The sequence below is a fragment of the Pseudomonas sp. genome (assembly GCF_033723075.1).
Classification (GTDB): Bacteria; Pseudomonadota; Gammaproteobacteria; order Pseudomonadales; family Pseudomonadaceae; genus Aquipseudomonas.
Genome location: NZ_JAWVXU010000017.1, coordinates 17,919 through 37,024, shown reverse-complemented (window position 1 = coordinate 37,024; position 19,106 = coordinate 17,919). Strand labels below are relative to the sequence as shown.

The window sequence follows — 19,106 nt, the reverse complement described above, 5'->3', positions numbered from 1 at the left end:
CGCCCTAAGCAAACGTGCTAGTGGCTACATCTAATGCAGCAGCCTCACTCGAATACCCGCCAATATCCGCCTTTATTCGGCCCAATACGCTCTAGGCGCCTAGCAGCCTTGAGCTTGGCCAACTGTTTTTCCACCGCCCGCTGGGAAATGCCCAGCTGCTCGGCAGCCTGCTTACCCGTAAGTTGCGGCTTGGATTTGAGCAAGCGCAATAGCGGTATTTCTTCCGAACCTAATTCCGAACTTTGTTCCGTACCGCCAAGGGTATTGACTGACGCAGCCTCTACCAACGCCTGCTTCAGTGCATGCAACATAAACTCGACAAAGGCTGTCGCTTCAGCCTGCTGATCAGACACCTGCAACGCCGCGTAATACGCCTCTTGCTGCTCACGAATCACCGTTTCCACTGGCAAGTAAGCCAGCACCGGCCGCCACAGGCTCAGAATCAGCGTCTGCCACAAACGGCCCATCCGCCCGTTGCCATCGGCAAAGGGATGAATGAATTCGAACTCGTAATGGAACACGCAACTGGCGATCAGCGGATGCAGATCGGTGCGCGCCAACCAGCCCAGCAGATCATCCACCAACGGGCTAACACGATTGGCCGGTGGCGCCATATGCAACAAGCGCTCACCGCGATAAATACCCACGCCACTCTGGCGGAATTGCCCGGCATCGTCGATCAGGCCCTGCATCAACAACCCATGAGCCTTTAGCAGATCGGCACGAGCAGACAACTGCCAACCCGGCATCTCCTCATAGGCGGCAAAGGCATTGCGCACCTCCTGAATCTCGCGCGGCAGGCCCAGCACCTGCTTGCCGTCCAACACCGCCGTTACCTGCTCCAGACTCAGGGTGTTGTTCTCAATGGCCAGCGATGCCTGGATGGTGCGAATGCGGTTGCCTCGACGCAGTTGCGGCGTCAGCGCGGTGTCGCGCAAAGCCGACAATCGACCGACCAGCTCACTGATATCGGCAACCAGGGCCAGCATGGCAGCGGTAAGGGTTAACGGTGGCTGGTAATGGCTCATGCTTTAGCTCGGTAAAGTCAAACAGATACATCCGCACGTTCAAAAGTACCCCATGGCACTCAATCCCGATGCTTATCAGGCCGGTTGTGCAACAGCGCTCAGCACTCCATCTATGGCCGCCAAACGCCCTGTACTGGTTAGCTTATCCAGACGAGCCTCAAGTACCCCGGAGATTTTCGCTGTTGCCCGGCCGAAGCCAAGCAGAGACAGCGCTCCAGAAACGGCGTCTTCACTCGCCATTGAGAAGCCCAGAGTGACCGTTTCTAGCAGTGCCAGATCCATCTCCTCGGGCGCTACCAGTTCAATCTTGCGTTCACTGGCGTCCAGCTGAGCGCGATTTCGAATCTGTACGCCTTGCCCGTTAACGGAATAGACAAATCCATCACGCTGACGAAACTGTTGCTGCCGGCAACCAAGCCGAATCGCCTCCTCGACTGCCGTGGTAATTCTCGAACCCGCACGACCAACCCCAAAAGCCTCCATAAGGCGACGCGTGATGTCACTCTCGTGAACAGGCGACTCCACCTCGACCACCGTGCTGATCATTCGAATCAATCGCTCGGGCTTCTCCTGATGAAGCTGCACGCCAGGATCCATCACCGGGCTCAGCCGTGCCTGCATATAGGGTCGGCTCGAACTTGGTAGTTTTTCCTCGGCCGGTTGCCCGCGCACAATTTCATGCTTTTGCTCAGGCGCGGTCACGTCAGGCACCGCCATGTCTCGCTGCTCGGCAAGTTTCTGCCGTGCAGCCTCAATAGCCGCTACGGCACGGGTAATTTCCTGCTGCGGGTTTCGGAACCAGTCCGTGCTCCAGATTCGATGGAAATTCCAACCAAGCCCTTCAAGCACGCCCTGACGCAAACGGTCACGGTCACGGGCGGAGCGCGAGCTATGGTAAGCGGCACCATCGCACTCGATCGCCAGCACATAACGTCCCGGGTACTCTGGGTCTTTGACGGCGATATCGATGAAGTAACCCGCCGTACCCACCTGCGGCTCAATCACATAGTTGCGCTCACGCAGCGCTTCGATCACCTCAAGCTCAAAAGGCGAATCCGCCGCTTTCCCAGTCTCCTTTGCCACCTCTAACTCGCCGGTTTCGGCAAACTTGAGAAAATTACGCAGTGCCCTCAAGCCGTGGCTTGCATCAGCATCCAACTCAAGCTCATCGCCCCTGAAGTTACAGAACACTCGCATGGCCATTTTCGCGCGAGTGATCAGAACATTAAGCCGGCGATGCCCACCTTTGGAGTTCAACGGGCCAAAGTTCTTGGCGATACGGCCAGACTCATTCCGTCCGTAACCAACGCTGATAAAGATCACATCGCGCTCATCACCCTGGATGTTTTCTAGGTTTTTAGTGAAGAAGGGCTCGCTGCTTTCGCTTGTGAAGAACACCTCGGCCTCTGGCGTTGTCCTGCGCAGCAGCTCGACTTCGACTTGAATTAAATCCCGCTGCGCCACGCTGAATGCGGCAACCCCCAAAGACAGCTCAGGAGTACGGATGGCGTGCTCCATCACTGCGCGAGCGACTGCCTTGGCTTCGTCTTTGTTGGTCCGCGTACGGCCCCGATCGAAAAGCGCCGTCGGCAGATAGTCAAAGCTCACGCCCTTAGCATGTGGATGCTGACCCGCAGACGGGAACACCACCAACTTACTGTCGTAAAACTCGACGTTGGAAACGGCAATCAATGATTCATGCCGGCTGCGGTAGTGCCAGCGCAAGTAGCGCTCCTGACTACCCGCGGCCTTGAACATGGTCAGAATGCTTTCGATATCACCCGTGGCACTGTCTTCATCATCCATTTCAACTTCACGGCTGAAAAAGTCGGTCGGTGGCATCTGCCGAGTATCGCCGACCACTACGACCTGTTTGCCCCGCATGATCGCGCCAAACGCATCAACCGCCTTCACCTGCGAGGCTTCGTCGAACACCACCACATCGAACTCCAGCTTGCCCGGCGGCAGGAAGTTGGCAATCGACATCGGGCTCATCATAAACACCGGCTTGATCTGCTGAATCGCGCGACCAGCCTTATCGATCAACTGGCGAATCGGCATATGCCGCCGCTTCTTGTTCAGCTCACCACGCAAGATGGCCATCTCGCCCGGCTGATTGATATTCGGCATGCTTTCCCAAACCTGCTTAGCCAGGCTGGTTTGCGCATGGCGTAAAGAGGCGAGGTCAAGATTGCGGAAACGACTGATCTGATGCTCATGCTTGATTCGATCAAACTGCTGCAAAGCAGGCTTATCGGCATAGACCCGCTGCACCAGCCCTGAGTACCAGGAAAGATCGAGAATATCGGTCAATAGCGCCGGTTCATCGCTGACCGATGCAAGCTGCAGAAGCTCGTCGAGACGTTCAGCGCGCAGTTGCCCTGCAAGAACGTTCCAGCGGGACATTTGGTAAAGCGCCGTCAGGTTATCCAGCCACTGCGCTAACCGCGCCCCAAGGGCTTCGAGGCCCAGCGCCCGGATACTGTCTTGGTCTTTCTGCGACTGCATTCCGGTGACATCCAGCGAACTGCGTAGTGCCTGGTCCAAGCCGACCACATGCTTCTCGATGCCAGCGACAGCATCGCCTAGCCCACTGGCATCCGCATGGCCGGCCAGGAAGCTAATAATCCCCTGCGGGATTTCACCATTGCCTAAATCGTCATGCAGCTTGATAACCCAACTGCTCAACCGCTCGAGCACGGCCCAATCAGATTTTTGCCGCTGCCACTGGGCACCGAACAGAGCACTGCCCAAGGCTTCATGCTGATCGTAGATCTTCTTGCCCTGTTGGTAGGTCAATACCGAATCCACCAGCGCTAACAGCTCGGGGTTGGTTTTCGGTAGAGCCTCTCGAGCCAAGCCCTGCAGGCGTGTACGCGCTGCACGGAAACGCCCGGAGAACACCTTCCACCACTTATCGCCGTAAGCCAGTAAACACTGGCGAACCTCCAGCAGATCCTGCTCCCAAGCCGCATCGATCAGCACACTGTCATGCTGGTTACGACAGGCCGACATCTGCTCCCCGGCCTGTAGCAACTCACGAATGACATCGCGGCGCACTTGCCAGTCGCCGGTAGACAACTGCACCCCTTCCAGGCGCGGTGCCTCTGCAGCGCGGCGAGCCGCGCGGCAAATAACGTCTACATCTGCCAGAGTCGCTGGGTGGGTCAGCATTAATCGTTGAGAAAGAGCACTGGCCGCTGACTGCAAGGCGGCCAAATGGGCACTCGCCTGCTGCAACGCATCGGTAGCGCTATTTTGCTCGATAGGTGAAAAGTAGGTGCGCTGCGTACCCCAGAACACACTTTGGTCGGGGCGGCCCATCTCCTCGAGATGCAGCACCAGCTCCTTCACGAGCTCACGGCGCCTCAACTGCTCGGCATGGCTCCAGGTGGCCATGGGCGCAAAAGCTAAAACCGGCAAGCCAGGCTTGGTGCGCTTCAGCTTCAGGTAACTGCCCAGCACCTCGACAAAAACCAATCCACTGGCACCGGCCAGCGAACTGACTGCCTCGCAGTAAAGGTTCAAGCCATCTTGCAGCTCTTTCAAGCTGGCCAGGTCTTCCACGCCTACCTTGGTCAGTGGCCGGCCCTGATCAAGCGTACGTGCCAGCTCTTTAAGCACCGACTGTTTGGTCGACTTGTGGCTGTGCAACTCAAACACCGCGTCGCCCAGGTGGCACTCATCCAGGCGTCGCTTAACCACCTCAAGGGCGGCCATTTTTTCGGCGACAAACAGCACGGTCTTCTTCTGGCCAATCAACTCCGCGATCACGTTGGTGATGGTCTGGGATTTACCCGTACCCGGCGGCCCCTGGATCACCAGATTCGAGCCGGCACGTATTTCCAGAATCGCTTCGGTTTGACTGCTGTCGGCATCCTTAACAAAGCGCACATCGCCGGGATTGATCACCGAGTCGATGTTGACCTCTTCTGGATAAGCACTGCGCTGGTCGCCAAAACCGCCACCCAGCAAACGCTTCATCACCCCATGCTCGCCAGGCTGCTTTTCTTCTGGCCAGCTCTTCGGGTCGAGGTCCTTGAACATCAAGAATTTGCCAAACGAGAAGAACCCCAGGGCCATCTCATTGGGCACGATCTTCCAGCGCTTTTGCTTGCTGATCACATCACCGACATCGGCAAAGAACGCACTCAGGGCTTCGCCTTCGGTAGCCTCCGCCACCGCAGTCAAGCTGCAAGCCGACATATCCAGGCCAAAATCAGTTTTGAGTTTGGCCACCAGCGACAGGTTTTCCACCAGGTCATCGCCTGAATACTTCAGTGCGAAACCGTCCTTAGCCCCGCTGCGCTCCAGGCTAACCGGCAGCAGCAACAAGGGGGCTTTGCGCAGCATGTCCGAGCTGTCGGCTTCGTACCAATGCAAAAAACCCAGGGCCAGAAACAGGGTATTAACGCCCTGCTCCTCGATAAAACCCTTGGCCTCGGTATGTACTTTCAACAGTTGCAGAAATAGCCGCTCGTCATCCAACGCAGTCTGTAGCCGAGTGTCGAGGTGGCGGCGTGCTTTACCGGTAGCAGTATCCGCATCGTCATCGGCGGCGGCATTAGACCAATCCAGGCTGTCCAGCTCGTGCAGCAGCTGTTCATCGCTCGCCGACTCGTCATCCGCAAACGCATCCGGATTGACCGACCTGGCCATTTCCGCCAGTTTTTTCCGGGCCATTGGCGCGAAGGTCATCGCCTTTTCCTGGCGATAGAGAATATTGAAAACTTCCTCCGACAGCTCATCCACCACTACCAGGGTTTTGGCTGTCTTGCGGAAGTTGAGCATGTTGTTGCGAAGCCCGATATCCAGCAGCTCTTTGCGGCTGCTTTGCAGCTTCTGGCTGATCCCTGCGCTCATAGGTCTCTCTTCATAGTTGGCAAAACGTCAGACGCCCTTAACTTGCCTGACGCAAGGTATCTTTGCTCAGAGGCAATCCCAAGAGCTCCACGCCATAGAGGCGTTCTTCATCCAAATCAAAAGGCAACACCCACAGCCGTAATTGATCGCTGAACTGGAACAGTGGTAAAGCCTGTTTGAACTTCGCCCTACGTGGGTAGATCAGCACCATCTCACCCTTCCCGCCCAGATACTTCTGACCGTATGCAAACAACTGGTAGAAATCGCTCTGACTGAGGCCGTATTTGCTCTGGCGGTCCAGCTCATCCAAACGCTTCCACTTGGTATCCAATACAAACGATGCATCGCCCTGCCGCACCAGGAAGTCAGGCTCCAGCTGGAAAATTGGCTTGTTCATATGCTGGCAGAGAGGCTGACTTCTTGCAGGTGCTGCAAGTGTGGCACTCGCTTGCAGATTGCGGCGCAACCAATCCCCGACATAGCGTTCGAACAGCTTTTCCATGGGGAACAGCAGACTCATGCCCTGCCACTCACCCGTCACGGCAATCGGCATTTGTTGATTCAGGATTAGCTCACACCACGGTTTGATCGCTTGGTAGTGGGCCATGAGCCGATCACGGCTCCAGGCTCGAAGGTCTGCTTGCACCTGTCGGCTAGCGGGTATCTCGGCCAGAATGGAGCGCAACTCGTTAGCCAATCGCCAGTTCGCGGCATCCTGAGTGGCGTTAGCCACCTGCTCCAACGCCAACTTAAGCAAGCGGTTCTCGGCCCGGTCAGGCAGAAACACATCATGGCGAATCTGGAAGTGATGCTGCCGCCCAGGCGGCTGGCGCATCTGTGCCACGACATTGAGCTGGCCGCGCAGGAAGCGCTGCTCTTCCTCGATGCGTTGATAGTCAAAGCGAATACCGCGCTTGACCAGGTGATCCAGCTCATTGAGGAACTGCGCCATGACCCACTCGGTGAGAGGTGCATCGAACAACTCCAAGCCTGTTACTGAAACCTGCCGGGGCTTGAGCGACAGAGCTGCCTGGATAAGCTTGCGCAGCAATGCCCGGCTCTGTTTGACGCAATCGCCTTGCTCAAAATGCTTGGGCAAAATTTCCAGGCGCGTACCGCAGGGCGTTTCCAGCACGCCGACATAGCTGTCCCATTTCAGCGAGCGCCGCCCTTCCACCTGCAACAAGGTCGCGCCGCCTCGATAGAAGCTGGCGCTCAGCTCACACAGCCAATCGAAGGCGCTTACGGAAATCTGCGCACAGTCTAGATTGCCGGGCGCGACGACAGCCGTCGTCAGCCTGGCGTATTCACGAACTGTGACAAGCACGCTCAAGCGCCCAGTTCCTCAAGCGCCTCTGCTGGCGCCTCGGCTTCAGCCTCAGCGTTCACCGCGATCACACCCGCATACGCGGAGATCCGCTTAAACGCCGAATCCTTGATTCGCCAAACAGCACCTTGTGCCGGCACGCTGATGCTACCGAACAGCAAGCTGAGCTCTTGCTTGTCCTGCTCGACAAAGCGATTGGCAGCAAGCTTGCGATGGTCATTGAGCACCCATTGAATGCGCTGCCAATCCTCGAAGAAGTACTCCTGCAACAGCGGCAAAATCTGATTGCGGAAGATCGACTCTAGGCGCTCCAGGCTCGGCTCAGCGTTAAGCGGCATAAAGTAGGCATGCCCCAGGCAATGGTCGCGATCCAGCAGCACTTCGATGCGCTGGTTCATCACCCGCAACAGTTGACCAATGTTCAGCCCCTGCACCTGCACGTCATCCAGCAGCTCAGGCCGTGGTGGCATCTCGTGGAATACAAAACGCCGGCGCAAGGCAATGTCCAAACCCGCCAGCGACCGGTCTGCGGTGTTCATGGTACCAATCAAATAGATATTGTCCGGTACGCTGAAGCGCTGCTTGGAGTACGGCAGCACCACAGACAGCGCCTCTTTGGCCCCAGCTCGCTTGGACGGCTCAATCAGGGTGATCAGCTCGCCGAGGATGCGCGAAACATTGCCGCGGTTGATCTCGTCGATGATGAGGACATAAGGCTGATTTGCAGCTTCCTCTGGCTGAACGAACTCACCAGCCAAGGCGATACCTTCGCGAAGCAATACGCTTTGCAGTGCCGGCCAACTGATGCGCCAAAGCTCATACATCGTTTTCAGCGTAAGCTTGACGCCCTGATTCAGGCCGGTGATATCGAAATTCAGCCCAGTAGCCAACCAATGCACCGGTAGACGATGAACGTAGTCCTTTCGCACTCCCACTGGCACCGTCGGACTGTATTCGTACTCACCTGTTACAACACCAACAGCACTGATCTCACGGGTTGTGGACAGACATACCACTACATCGCCTGGCTCAACATTCAAACCGAAATTAGCCAGAGAACTTTGATCATTGGTACCGAGCTTGAGAGATGGGTCCGAGAGGTTTGCCTTACGGATATCACCTACGCCAGACCAGCCGATGCGGGCCTCCCCGTGCTCGAAACAGTACTTGCGCGTCAGGCCAGTGCTGCTGGCCTCCTCAATCGATATCTTCCAGATCTTTGCGTCGTCGCGCACGCCGACTCGCTGCTCGAAAGCACGATTACGCACAGCCTCCCTGCACAAGCGCAGGAAAACGCCCGCCTCAACCCGATACTGAACACCTGACGAAGCACCTTCTGCATCCGCAGGAGCGGGCTCTGCTCGAAGACCTTCGACAAAGTCCTCGTAACTGAAGCTCTGGTGGAAGGTGACAAATCGTACACGCCCCTCGCGCGTCAGCTCATCGAAGCGCACCTTGCGCTCGGCACGCTCGCCCAGCAATGCCTCTGGATCAAGAATCTCCAGCGCCGCCTCGATAGTGGCGTAGGTCTTGCCCGTTCCGGGCGGCCCGAAAAGAATCTGGTTCAGCGGAATGTTCTTGTCGGCCATCAGGGCATCTCCCTCTGACATCTCGTCCGGCTCTTCGCCTTTCACACCCTGCAGCGCCTCCAGCAATTGCCACATGGCAATGTTGTTTGGCAGCACGGCATCTGTATCCAGCCCGGCCTGGCTCATGCAAGCCATGATCTGCTCGTTCAACCCACACCAACTCTGCCGATCACTGGGCACTTGCAGCTGAAACTGCTCCCGCAAGCCCTGCAAGAGTCGTTGACAATCATCGGGTTTGAGCACGGAGGTGAACCGCTCAGGCGCAAATGCGGCAAACACGCGATTGACCATCGCCGGCCGGTTGGCGCTGAACTGCTCGTTCTCGACCGCCAGATGCCAATCCCGCATGACCTGCGCATGCGTCTGCTCCGTAGGCGCGGCCATGATGCTTTGTGTGATTTCCATGACTGCGGCCTGTTGCGCAATCAGCTCTTTGCGCGAAAAGACCCCCTGCCGCAAGCTCGACACCCCGTTGTCACGGTCCAGCCACAAGCGCTCTAGCGCCGGCAGATCCAGTGGGGCCTGGCCGCCGCGCAAGGCACTGGCCAGATCGACAAGCTCTTGATAACGCTTCAGCCAGCCGGGGTGCGACTCCTTACGATCCACCGAGCTCCAAGCCACGTACTGCTTCAGGCTGTGCTGCCCCTCTCCCGTCTGCCAGAGCAACTCCAAACGAGCGGCGGTGGCAGGAGGGATTTCAATACCGGAACTCTGCGGATTCCAGCGCTGCCTGGGCAAGGCCTTATTGAGCAGCAGCATCGGCAGCAGCCCGCGTGCACAGTCGGGCCGATGCTCATCAATGCGAAAACGTATGTAGTTGCGCGTTTGGTTCGTATCTTTCCAGTCGGGTGCATCATGCGCCCCTTGGGTCACCACCCCTCGCGCAACGATGCCACGAGGATCCTGGCCCAGCCGCGCCAGATAGACCACATCGCCCGGCTGCGGCTGCTTGGAATGGCAGCTCCAGTCCACCTCCTCACCTAGCGCCACCCCGGCGTCCCCACCGAGGTTGACATGCTCAGGGTTCCAGGTGAGCAAATAGCTCGGTTCACCCGGCTGTGCATCCTGCTCGGACTCGGGCTTGGCCGGCCGGAACCCAAGCTCATCGCTGTACAGCCCGCGCATGAATCCATAAGGGCTTAGACCGGGGACGGACTCGCTAGCCAGCAGATAGTACTCGCGCAACTTGAGCATGCGCGCCACCGGATGATTGGCGGGAGGGATGAGCTCTTCGGGGCAACCCAGCACCTGCAGGTAGTGCCCCAGATGATCGCTGGAGGAAATCGGCAGTGTGTGCGCTGGGTGATAGCAGGCCAACAGACGCAGCTTGCGACCCGGTGCAACCGTGACACGCGGCTCCACCCCGGTGCGGCGGTAGATATCCTTGTCGTCATCCACCCACAGCATATCGGCAGGGTCTGCAGCCGCAATGGTGCTTTGGATCTTCAGGGTGTAGCGCAGTGCCTCCTCATCGCTGAGGTCAGCCAACCGGCGGTTCTTGTACAGGCTGCCATCGGCCTGAAAATACAGGATGTGCCCCTTCGCGGTTCCCGGCATATAGCGACCTAGCACCGGCACCAAGCCACGCTCGATCCACCAGCAGAACGACGCGCCTTCACCCTTGCCGACGCAGTATTCGTCCAGTGTCAGTTGGTTCAGCCGCTCAAGCGGATAGGCCGCGAGAAAGTCGTGGTATTCCTGCGTGTCTTGAGTGCGCTGGTGTGCGGCTGCACCCTGCTCCTGCAGATGGCTGATCAGCCGGGCGAAGTTGCCATTGGTACTGAGGGTCATACCGCCTCCTCTAGCAATACCTCAGTTTCCGGCAGGCGTAGTTGGCCGGAGATCAGGCGGGGCAAGAGGGTGTCGCGGAGCTGAGTGAGGGTTTGGGCTTGCTGCCGATTCGACTTAACACGTGCCCATACGGAGCCACCAAACTGTTCGTAAATTTCAACAAGCTCACGAGGAGGAACCGCAACCTTGTACTGACCCAGCTCACCTTTAGAAAAACCAGACTGAACAGCCTTTGAGCTAACCCCCTGCAAATAACCATAGAAAGAGGGATCGCTAACTAGTTGAAACGCAAACTCTCTACCAACCTTGATGGGGCATAACTTCATCAAAGCCACATTGTAAGACCCGCTTAACCCTCGACATACTCGCCCGAGTGAGTCCTTGGCCTTATCACCACTAGCAGAACCATAGCGTCCAATAAGAACATCGTCTTCCGTTACTTTTTTTAGCTTTTGAGTATCAGGGATGTAGGTTTTATGAGCATCAGTGGAAAAGTCTCGTATTTGCAAAAGACGCACATACCCATCGCGTGGCTCATCAACAAACGTTGAGGCTGGGGGCTGCGCACCACCTTGAAGATCACAAACATCAAGGAATGGCATTACTTTCCAGCCCTTCGGCACCAAGCCCAGTTCGGACTCTTCAAAGCTATCGGGGAACAGGGCTGCGGTGGCGGGGGCCAGGGCCGCTTTCGGCATCTTGCGTTCAGCTGCACTCGTACTTCCCTGCATAGCGCCTTCCGGTTGGCGGCCTTCGGCCTTGGCGCGCACGGGGTCGAAATCAACGAACCAGGATTTGAACAGCGCCTGGGCGATGGCTTCCAGGGTGGCGTTGGTTTCGCGTAACAGGGTGATACGGTTGGTGAATAGATCGAGCGTATCAGCTATAGCCCTTTGCTCGCGCAGGGAGGGTAGAAGCACCTTGTGCTTACGCAACTGCCCTAGATTGAATCCAGGCACTGAACTACCAATTCCATTGTCAATAATCTCTGCTTGCTTTTCAGGTCCTGAAAAAACGTAGTAGATGAAGCGTGGATCTACGTATTGCTCATCCACAGTAAGCTTCATTTGTTTATTGGAGATGATGTAGCTCTCATAGGCTGCATCTCTGTCAATCAAACCTACCTGATTGATCGTGCCCCAACAGGTAAAAACAAGGTCCCCTTTTCCAACCAAGCAACGGTCAAACTCACGTGCCTTTTCATCCGAAACGAATACCAAGCCCGAATCATCCAACTTGGTCTGAATGTCTGGGCTCAAATTGGAGCCCCGAATTACCGGGACACCTTCTTTTTGAAAGTATTTAGCACTGATACTTGAGCCGAAGGGGCCTGTGGCCATAGCGCTAGGTCGCTTTGCAGCAATATCTTCAATGCGCGCAATTTGCCACTCAGCACTCATACCCCAGCCCTCCCAGCTTCTGCCGGATCAACTGATCGAGTTCCGCGCCCTTGGTCATTTGTTCGCCGAGCTGGGCGGTGAGTTTCTGCATCTTGTCGGCAAAGGCTTCGTCGTCGTCTTCCACCGCTTCGGCACCGACATAGCGCCCCGGGGTCAGCACATGGCCGTGCTCGGCGATTTCGCTAAGTTTGACGCTGCGGCAGAAGCCGGCAATATCCTGGTACTCGGCAATCTCACCGCCCACATCCAATGGCTCACCGCGCCAGTTGGCGACGGTCTGGGCGATACGCTCGATATCAGCATCAGTCAGTTCGATCTGTACGCGGCTGACGTTGCTGCCGAGCTTGCGCGCATCGATAAACAGCACTTCGCCTTTGCGCGAGCGCCCCTCACCCCCGGCACCTCTCCCAGAGGTAGAGGGGAGCGATTTGTCTTTGCTGAGGAACCACAGGCAGGCGGGAATCTGGGTGTTAAAGAACAGTTGGCCGGGCAGCGCCACCATCACTTCCACCACATCGGCCTCGACCATGGCGCGACGGATATCGCCTTCGCTGTTCTGGCTGGAGCTCATGGAACCGTTGGCCAGCACGATGCCGGCACGGCCGTTGGGCTTGAGGTGGTAGAGCATGTGTTGCAACCATGCGTAATTGGCATTGCCCTGCGGCGGATTGCCGTAGACCCAGCGCGGGTCGCCTTCCAGGCTGCCGTGCCACCAGTCGCTGATATTGAACGGCGGATTGGCCAACACGAAGTCGGCGCGCAGATCGCTGTGCTGGTTGCGGATAAAGCTGTCGGCCGGCTCTTTGCCCAGGTTGAAGTCGATACCGCGAATCGCCAGGTTCATCGCCGCCAGGCGCCAGGTGGTGGGGTTGGACTCCTGACCGTAGATGCTCACATCGCCGAGCTTGCCGCCGTGGGCTTCGATGAACTTCTCGGACTGCACGAACATACCGCCCGAGCCGCAGCAGGGGTCATAGACCTTGCCGTGGTGCGGGTTGAGCACCGCCACCAGGGTTTTGACGATACTGGCCGGCGTGTAGAACTGCCCGCCCTTCTTGCCTTCGGCGCTGGCGAACTGACCGAGGAAGTATTCGTAGACCTGGCCGAGCAGGTCGCGGGCCTTGTTGGCGTCCGCGCCGAAACCGATGGTGGAAATCAGATCCACCAGCTCGCCGAGCTTGCCGTCGGGCAATTGGGCGCGGGCGTAGCGTTTGTCGAGGATGTTCTTCAGCCGCGGGTTTTCCGCTTCGATGGCGCTCAGGGCGTCGTCGATGCGTTTGCCGATATCCACCTGTTTGGCGGCGGCGCGCAAGGATTCCCAACGGGCCACGGCCGGCACCCAGAACACGTTGACCTCTTTGTAGTAGTCGCGGTCTTCCAGCTCGGCATTGATCAGCTCTGGGTCATTGCTGCCCAGGTAGTAGTCGTCGTGCTCGTCGCGGAGCTTGCGTTCCAGCTCGGTACGCCGGCCGGCGAAGCTGTCGGAGATGTACTTGAGGAAGATCAGCCCGAGCACGATGTGCTTGTACTCGGCGGCGTCCATGTTAGCGCGCATTTTATCGGCGGTGGCCCAGAGGGTTTTCTCCAGGTCTTGCAGGGTGCTGCTGGCCTGTTGCTTGGCCGGGCTGCGCACGACGGCCACGGCCTCGGCCAGGTAAGTGCCGGAAGCTTCGGCCACACTGGCCGGCTCAAAGCGCTCGCGGGCTTTGTTCAGGGTCTGCTGCGCCAGGCTCAGGCTGACGCCCTCCTCGGCCTGGATGCGTTTGACCGCACCGCCGCGCCCGCGGCCCTTGGCGAGCTCGCCGGCGTCGATCAGCGCGTCACGCGCCGTCCAGAACTGATCCTCGCTCAACTGCGGAAACTGGCCGCGCAAGCGCTCCAGCAACGACTGATTGCCGATACTGCCGGCAGCAGGTACGGCCGCGAGCAGGGCCTGAGATAACAGGGCCGGATCACTCATGCATAACTCCTCATGCGGCCCACATACGGCAGGCACGCAGATACTCAAACGAAGATGGCGACATTGGCTTGCTGGAAACCGAGGGAAGCATTGCGACGGGCGCTTACCAAGCGGTAAGTACAGGCGCAGAGCCGTCCCTGGAATACCGCGGCCTGCAGTGCTGTGATGCTCGTCACCTTATCCACTGGCCGGGCATGGGTAAAGCAATGCCGATGTATTTTGCCGTTCGGGTCAGTTAACCGGCACGCACTCGTCTGACATTGGCGTTTTGGCTACATCGCCACGCCCTCTGCAGGCCAGGCTGATACGCATGCCCTGCTGAAGACCGGCGGCGTAGTTGCGATGAGCACTGTCTAGCTCGAACTGCGGCTCCATGAACTGATTGACCCCGCCGCGTAGCGTGACATAGGGATTGCCGAACAGACTGGTATTGATCGAGGCCACCACGCCGCTGACCTTGAAGCGCTGGCCCTTGTAGCGTTGATCGGCAGCAACGCTGTTGCGCTCGTAGTCAGCCGCTATTTGCTGGGCACTGTACTCAGGCAGTGGCTGCGCCTGTTGAACAACCTGTGTCGGTTGATTCGGCGCTGCGGTGGATGGCGCCAGGTCTTTGCCTTGTTGCCCAAGAACAGCGACGAGGGTAAAGAGCAGCCAGGCAACACCAATGAAGCGACTGTGTGTGCTGTGCCCCTGCCTCAACAGCAACCAGGCAAATATCATCGGCAGCAGAAAGATGCCCAGTCCCAGCCAGAAACCTACCGAACGCTGCGCAACTGCAAGGTCAGCGTAAGCCAACTGCGGGCTTACCGGGCTTGGCGCGACGGGCGCCCCACAGTGCGGACAAGCCGCGGCCTGATCACTCGCCATACGCCCGCATTCGCCACAATCGATCAATGCCATGTTGCTACTCCTTGAGCTGAATTGCGCACCCGACCGGGATCAATCCGGCTTGTTTGCGGAATTCAAGATATGTAGCATCGCTAGACATATCTAGAGTGTTTACCTGAACAGGTAAAGTTTTCAAGCAGATGGAGGGGCAATGAAACGCGCACAATCGATCGAATCTGTCCGCTGGGATCTGGCTCTGCGCTACCGCCTGATAGAGACGGTAGCCTGGTGGGAAGGACGGCTGACCACCGGCCACCTGATGCAGAGTTTCGGCATTAGCCGGCAGCAGGCATCCAAGGACATCAACACCTACATCAATCAACATGCGCCTGAAAACCTGGTGTACGACAAGCGAATCAAGGGCTACGTCCCCAACGCGCAGTTCGCCCCGCTGTTCATCGATGACAGCGCCAGCGCCTATCTGCACCTGCTGAACCAGAACCATGAACGCGCGCACTATATTGAGGGGCTGGCCCTGGCTTACGCACACACTGAGGTGTTGCAGGTGCCGGATCGTTCAATACGTCCCGAAGTCCTCAGGCCACTGCTGAAAGCCTGCCGTGAAGGCCTGCGTCTGGAATGTGACTATGTGTCCTTCAGCACGCCGAACGGCGAGACGCGCCTGATCGCACCGCACACGCTGGTCTACACCGGCATGCGCTGGCACGTGCGCGCCTACTGTGAGCGCAATCGCGAGTATCGGGACTTCGTGCTGAGCCGCTTCCGAGGGACTCCGGATTTGATGGCAGACGACTCCGAGCACGGCCGCGACGGCGATGATGGCTGGAATACCGCCGTACAGGTGATCATCGAAGCCGACTCGCGCCTCAAGCCGGAACAACAGGCCATCATCGAGAGCGACTACGGCATGCTGGATGGCCAACTGGTGATCGACACCCACGGCGCCCTGGTGCAGTACGTGCTGCAGCGCTACCAGATCGATCCCAACAAGGTTCACGCGAAAGCCACCGCGCAACAGATCGTGGTGTCGAACCTGGATGACCTAAAGCAATGGCTCTATCAGTAAGGAACAATGATGGCGACTAACCCGGTGCTCATCACCCTGCACATCCAACTGGAACCCCTACAGCTGGATCCGCCGATCTGGCGGCGCATCCGCGTCAGTGGCGACTGCACGTTGCGCAAGCTGCACCACTTCATCCAGGCGGCCATGGGCTGGAGCAGCTGCCATCTGCATGAATTCAGCCTGGGCGAGCAGCGTTTTATGCCGCCCGACCTCGACTTTCCTGAACCTGGCGTACTGGATGATCGCAAGCACAAGCTGCGGCGCCTGCTCAAACAGGCTGACCGACTGCGTTACCTATACGACTTCGGCGATCGCTGGCAGCACGTGATCGCCGTGGAAGCAGTCGAGCCGGCGGAAGTCGAGGGCACCTGGTGCGAGGTACTAGCCGGCGCCCGCGCCTGCCCGCCCGAGGATATCGGCGGCGTGCCTGGCTATCAGGGCTTTCTCGAATCAATCAGCCAGCGCCCTCTCGACGAGGATGGACGGGCCGCACTGGAATGGGTGGGCGGTAGCTTCGATGCCGAGCTGTTCGACCACCGCGCGGCGAACGCGTCGGTGCAGCGCATCTGCAATAACCTGTGGGGGTGAGCCTTATTGCTCACCCCCATAAGCCAAACGAGCCAGCCCGGCAAACACGGGTAACAGGGCTAGGAAAACGACTACGTCAGTCAGCGAACTCATCATCAGCATGGCAAACCTCATCGCGCAGTTGAAGGTGGTGATTCACACTAAGTTAATCGGCCACGGTTCGGCGATCTGTAAGCTTTTCGTGCGTAAGGTTTTGGTACAGCACTTTGCTGGCCGGGCGAATACTAATTTTGTGTCCCATATAGCACTTTCCGGGATTGACAATAAAAAAATACTTTGCTTGCTATAAAACACCCCGTCGCCTACGTTGAAGCCGTACGCAAAGGCAAACCCGTCGAAAGGTGGGGACGCAAAGTCACCGGTCTAACGGGTGTAAAACCCCATGACAGCGGGACCGCCGGCATTTCATGTGGTTTCCCGGGTACGGGTTCTCCGTACTCAACTCACATCGTTGTGTTATCGGATCCTCCCTGATCGGTATCAGCTCAAGTGATTGTCAACGGCGAGCACGCCTGCGACAGGGCTTACAGGGGATATTCAACATGAACGCAGTTATTTTTTCCCGCAATAACTTTCGCCGTGCCGCGCTGGCTTCGGTCGTCGCCCTTGGCGCTTTCGGGGCATCCAACGGCTTTGCCGCTGCATCGTCAACCACGGCGACCGCCACCGTAATCACCCCGATTGGGATCACAACGCCGGTGGAGCTGGTCTTCGGCAGCTTCGCCCCCGGCGCTGGCGGCACTGTCACCGTTTCCACCAGCAGTGCCCGGACGGCATCCGGCACTATCCTGTCGACCGCCGGTGCCACCCCAAGCGCGGCCAGATTCGACGTTACCGGCGAGGGTACCTCGACCTACAGCATCGCATGGTCCGGTGTTACCCAGCTGACCAACACGACCGGAGTGGGTGCGGAGACCATGGCGTTAACCAGAATAAGTGAGCTTACCGCCGCCGGTGCAATCAGTGGCGAAGTGACAAGTGGCACGCTGACCGCAGGCGCGCAATCCATATACCTGGGTGGTGTGCTGACGGTGGACGCGGCTCAGGTTGTAGGAGTCTATGAAGGCATAGTGACGGCAACGGTCGAATACAACTAACCATCCGCTGGCCTATAGAGCCGGGCCCTGGTCCGGCAACCCCTTTTCCGCGTAGCGCCACTGGCAGTACCGGCGCTAGCGACATCGCCTCCGCACCGATGCCATAACCAGGAGCGCCGCGATGAAGCCGTATTTGCCGAAACTCCTGGCCGGCGCTGCCCTCGCCGCCCTGGCGGCGCCCGCCAGCTGGGCGCTGGAGATGGCGATCCAGAACAACCAGGAATTGTCGTTCGGCAGCTTCGTGGCCGGCACTGGCGGTTCCGTCACGGTCGGCACCAGCGGCGCGCGCAGCGCCAGTGGCAGTGTGCTGCTGATACCTTCAAGCGCCGGCGCAGCCGCACAGTTCACGGTTAGCGGCGATGCCAATGCGACCTATACGATTCAACTGCCGGGTAACGACTTCGTGAAGCTGTCGGGTCCGGGCGGCGATATGCTCATCAATGACTTTGTCAGCTCTCCTTCCGGGGCCGCCGGGCAACTGAGTGCGGGCGGCTCCCAGAGCCTGTCGGTCGGTGGGACACTGAATGTCGCCAGTGGCCAGTCTCCCGGGGAATACTCTGGTAGCTTCAACGTGACCGTTGACTACAACTGAGCAATCGCGAGCAGCACGCCGGCGTCACCAACAGCGCGCCCAGTCCCGTCCAGTACGCCGAACAAAGCCATAAAAGGATTTAGCCATGCCCCCTGAAACCTCGCCGCGAAACACCAGAGCGGAGAACCTTCTCCACCGTCTCACCCTGAGCGCCCTGCTGTTTTTGCTGCCCGCAAGCCATGCAGGGGCCGAACTGATGCTGTACCCGACCCGCATTGTCTTTGCCGGCAACCAGCGCGCGGCCCAGCTTGAACTGATCAACAATGGCAGCGAGCGAGCGACTTATCGCATTTCCCTGGTGAACCGGCGCATGAGCGAAACGGGCGCCTTCAGCGAGATCGATACGCCGTTGCCCGGCGAACAATTCGCCGACGACCTGCTGCGCTACTCGCCGCGCCAGGTCACGCTTGAGCCAGGGACCGGGCAAGCGGTGCGGATCATGGTACGCAAGCCTGCCAACCTGGCGACCGGCGAGTACCGTTCGCACCTGCTGTTCGCGCAACAACCCGAAGCCCGCGGCAGCACCAGCATCGAAGACCGCGATCCCGCCGCCAAGAATGAGATCGGCATCAAGCTGACCACCCTGGTCGGCATCTCTATCCCGGTGATCGTGCGTCATGGCAACACCGACGCCAGCGTGTCGCTGACCCATCTCGACCTTCAGCAACCATCTGGCAAAGCGCCGACTCTGGCGCTGCAGATGGAGCGCAGCGGCAGCCAGTCCGTTTACGGCGACCTGACCGTCAGCTTGATCCCAGCACGCGGTGCCGAGCAGGTCATCGCGCGGGCCAATGGCGTTGCGGTCTATAGCCCAAACCTCATGCGGCGAGCGAGCATTGCGCTGCAACGGCCGAATGACCAGCGCTTAACCGACGGCGCGTTGCGGGTCAGCTACCGGGAACAGGCGGAGGACGGTGGCGCACTGCTGGCCGAGGCGGTTCTCCAGCTTCCCTGAC

At 58.5% G+C, this 19,106-nt stretch carries 12 protein-coding genes and 1 riboswitch; of the genes, 5 read left to right on the top strand and 7 right to left on the bottom strand.

Features of this window, described 5'->3' with window-relative positions:
* Window positions 1-44 precede the first annotated feature (44 nt).
* From R3355_RS18815 to R3355_RS18785, 7 genes are all read right to left on the bottom strand, one after another.
* Window positions 45-1,028 carry a Fic family protein gene (locus R3355_RS18815; protein WP_318962601.1) on the bottom strand — a complete coding sequence of 328 codons (984 nt, stop codon included), beginning with the start codon at window positions 1,026-1,028 and terminating at the stop codon, window positions 45-47.
* Between the two features lie 75 nt (window positions 1,029-1,103).
* Complete coding sequence (locus tag R3355_RS18810) at window positions 1,104-5,891, bottom strand: DUF3320 domain-containing protein (RefSeq protein WP_318962600.1); 4,788 nt, start codon at window positions 5,889-5,891, stop codon at window positions 1,104-1,106.
* Between the two features lie 37 nt (window positions 5,892-5,928).
* Window positions 5,929-7,224 (bottom strand): McrC family protein, encoded by a 1,296-nt coding sequence (locus R3355_RS18805; RefSeq protein ID WP_318962599.1) that lies wholly within the window; start codon window positions 7,222-7,224, stop codon window positions 5,929-5,931.
* Window positions 7,221-10,598, bottom strand: coding sequence for an AAA family ATPase (locus R3355_RS18800; protein ID WP_318962598.1), 3,378 nt, complete (start codon window positions 10,596-10,598; stop codon window positions 7,221-7,223). Before R3355_RS18800 ends, R3355_RS18805 begins: the two co-directional genes overlap by 4 nt.
* Window positions 10,595-11,998, bottom strand: coding sequence for a restriction endonuclease subunit S (locus R3355_RS18795; protein ID WP_318962597.1), 1,404 nt, complete (start codon window positions 11,996-11,998; stop codon window positions 10,595-10,597). Before R3355_RS18795 ends, R3355_RS18800 begins: the two co-directional genes overlap by 4 nt.
* Entirely contained in the window at window positions 11,988-13,958 is a 1,971-nt protein-coding gene (locus R3355_RS18790; protein ID WP_318962596.1) for a class I SAM-dependent DNA methyltransferase, read from the bottom strand. Before R3355_RS18790 ends, R3355_RS18795 begins: the two co-directional genes overlap by 11 nt.
* Window positions 13,959-14,189: 231 nt before the next feature.
* Window positions 14,190-14,858 carry an OB-fold protein gene (locus tag R3355_RS18785; RefSeq protein ID WP_318962595.1) on the bottom strand — a complete coding sequence of 223 codons (669 nt, stop codon included), beginning with the start codon at window positions 14,856-14,858 and terminating at the stop codon, window positions 14,190-14,192.
* Between the two features lie 139 nt (window positions 14,859-14,997).
* On the opposite strand from R3355_RS18785, the gene R3355_RS18780 reads away from it, so the two are divergent.
* The 5 genes from R3355_RS18780 to R3355_RS18760 all read left to right on the top strand — a co-directional run bounded on the left by R3355_RS18780 (window position 14,998) and on the right by R3355_RS18760 (window position 19,105).
* Entirely contained in the window at window positions 14,998-15,873 is an 876-nt protein-coding gene (locus tag R3355_RS18780) for a helix-turn-helix transcriptional regulator (protein ID WP_318962593.1), read from the top strand.
* Window positions 15,874-15,882: 9 nt separating this feature from the next.
* The gene (locus R3355_RS18775; RefSeq protein WP_318962591.1) at window positions 15,883-16,461 is read left to right on the top strand and encodes a plasmid pRiA4b ORF-3 family protein; all 579 of its coding nucleotides are present in this window, start codon (window positions 15,883-15,885) and stop codon (window positions 16,459-16,461) included.
* A gap of 314 nt (window positions 16,462-16,775) precedes the next feature.
* Window positions 16,776-16,863: riboswitch (cyclic di-GMP riboswitch) on the top strand.
* 140 nt (window positions 16,864-17,003) lie between these two features.
* Window positions 17,004-17,558 (top strand): DUF4402 domain-containing protein, encoded by a 555-nt coding sequence (locus R3355_RS18770; protein WP_318962589.1) that lies wholly within the window; start codon window positions 17,004-17,006, stop codon window positions 17,556-17,558.
* A gap of 121 nt (window positions 17,559-17,679) precedes the next feature.
* Window positions 17,680-18,150, top strand: coding sequence for a DUF4402 domain-containing protein (locus R3355_RS18765; RefSeq protein ID WP_318962587.1), 471 nt, complete (start codon window positions 17,680-17,682; stop codon window positions 18,148-18,150).
* Between the two features lie 85 nt (window positions 18,151-18,235).
* Window positions 18,236-19,105 carry a molecular chaperone gene (locus R3355_RS18760; protein WP_318962585.1) on the top strand — a complete coding sequence of 290 codons (870 nt, stop codon included), beginning with the start codon at window positions 18,236-18,238 and terminating at the stop codon, window positions 19,103-19,105.
* The last annotated feature ends 1 nt before the right edge of the window (window position 19,106 follow it).

Bases quoted from the DNA above. Each gene is read 5' to 3' on its own strand.
- R3355_RS18815 (WP_318962601.1), bottom strand. From the start codon at position 1,028: ATGAGCCATTACCAGCCACCGTTAACCCTTACCGCTGCCATGCTGGCC.
- R3355_RS18810 (WP_318962600.1), bottom strand. From the start codon at position 5,891: ATGAGCGCAGGGATCAGCCAGAAGCTGCAAAGCAGCCGCAAAGAGCTG.
- R3355_RS18800 (WP_318962598.1), bottom strand. From the start codon at position 10,598: ATGACCCTCAGTACCAATGGCAACTTCGCCCGGCTGATCAGCCATCTG.
- R3355_RS18795 (WP_318962597.1), bottom strand. From the start codon at position 11,998: ATGAGTGCTGAGTGGCAAATTGCGCGCATTGAAGATATTGCTGCAAAG.
- R3355_RS18790 (WP_318962596.1), bottom strand. From the start codon at position 13,958: ATGAGTGATCCGGCCCTGTTATCTCAGGCCCTGCTCGCGGCCGTACCT.
- R3355_RS18785 (WP_318962595.1), bottom strand. From the start codon at position 14,858: ATGGCATTGATCGATTGTGGCGAATGCGGGCGTATGGCGAGTGATCAG.
- R3355_RS18780 (WP_318962593.1), top strand. From the start codon at position 14,998: ATGAAACGCGCACAATCGATCGAATCTGTCCGCTGGGATCTGGCTCTG.
- R3355_RS18775 (WP_318962591.1), top strand. From the start codon at position 15,883: ATGGCGACTAACCCGGTGCTCATCACCCTGCACATCCAACTGGAACCC.
- R3355_RS18770 (WP_318962589.1), top strand. From the start codon at position 17,004: ATGAACGCAGTTATTTTTTCCCGCAATAACTTTCGCCGTGCCGCGCTG.
- R3355_RS18765 (WP_318962587.1), top strand. From the start codon at position 17,680: ATGAAGCCGTATTTGCCGAAACTCCTGGCCGGCGCTGCCCTCGCCGCC.
- R3355_RS18760 (WP_318962585.1), top strand. From the start codon at position 18,236: ATGCCCCCTGAAACCTCGCCGCGAAACACCAGAGCGGAGAACCTTCTC.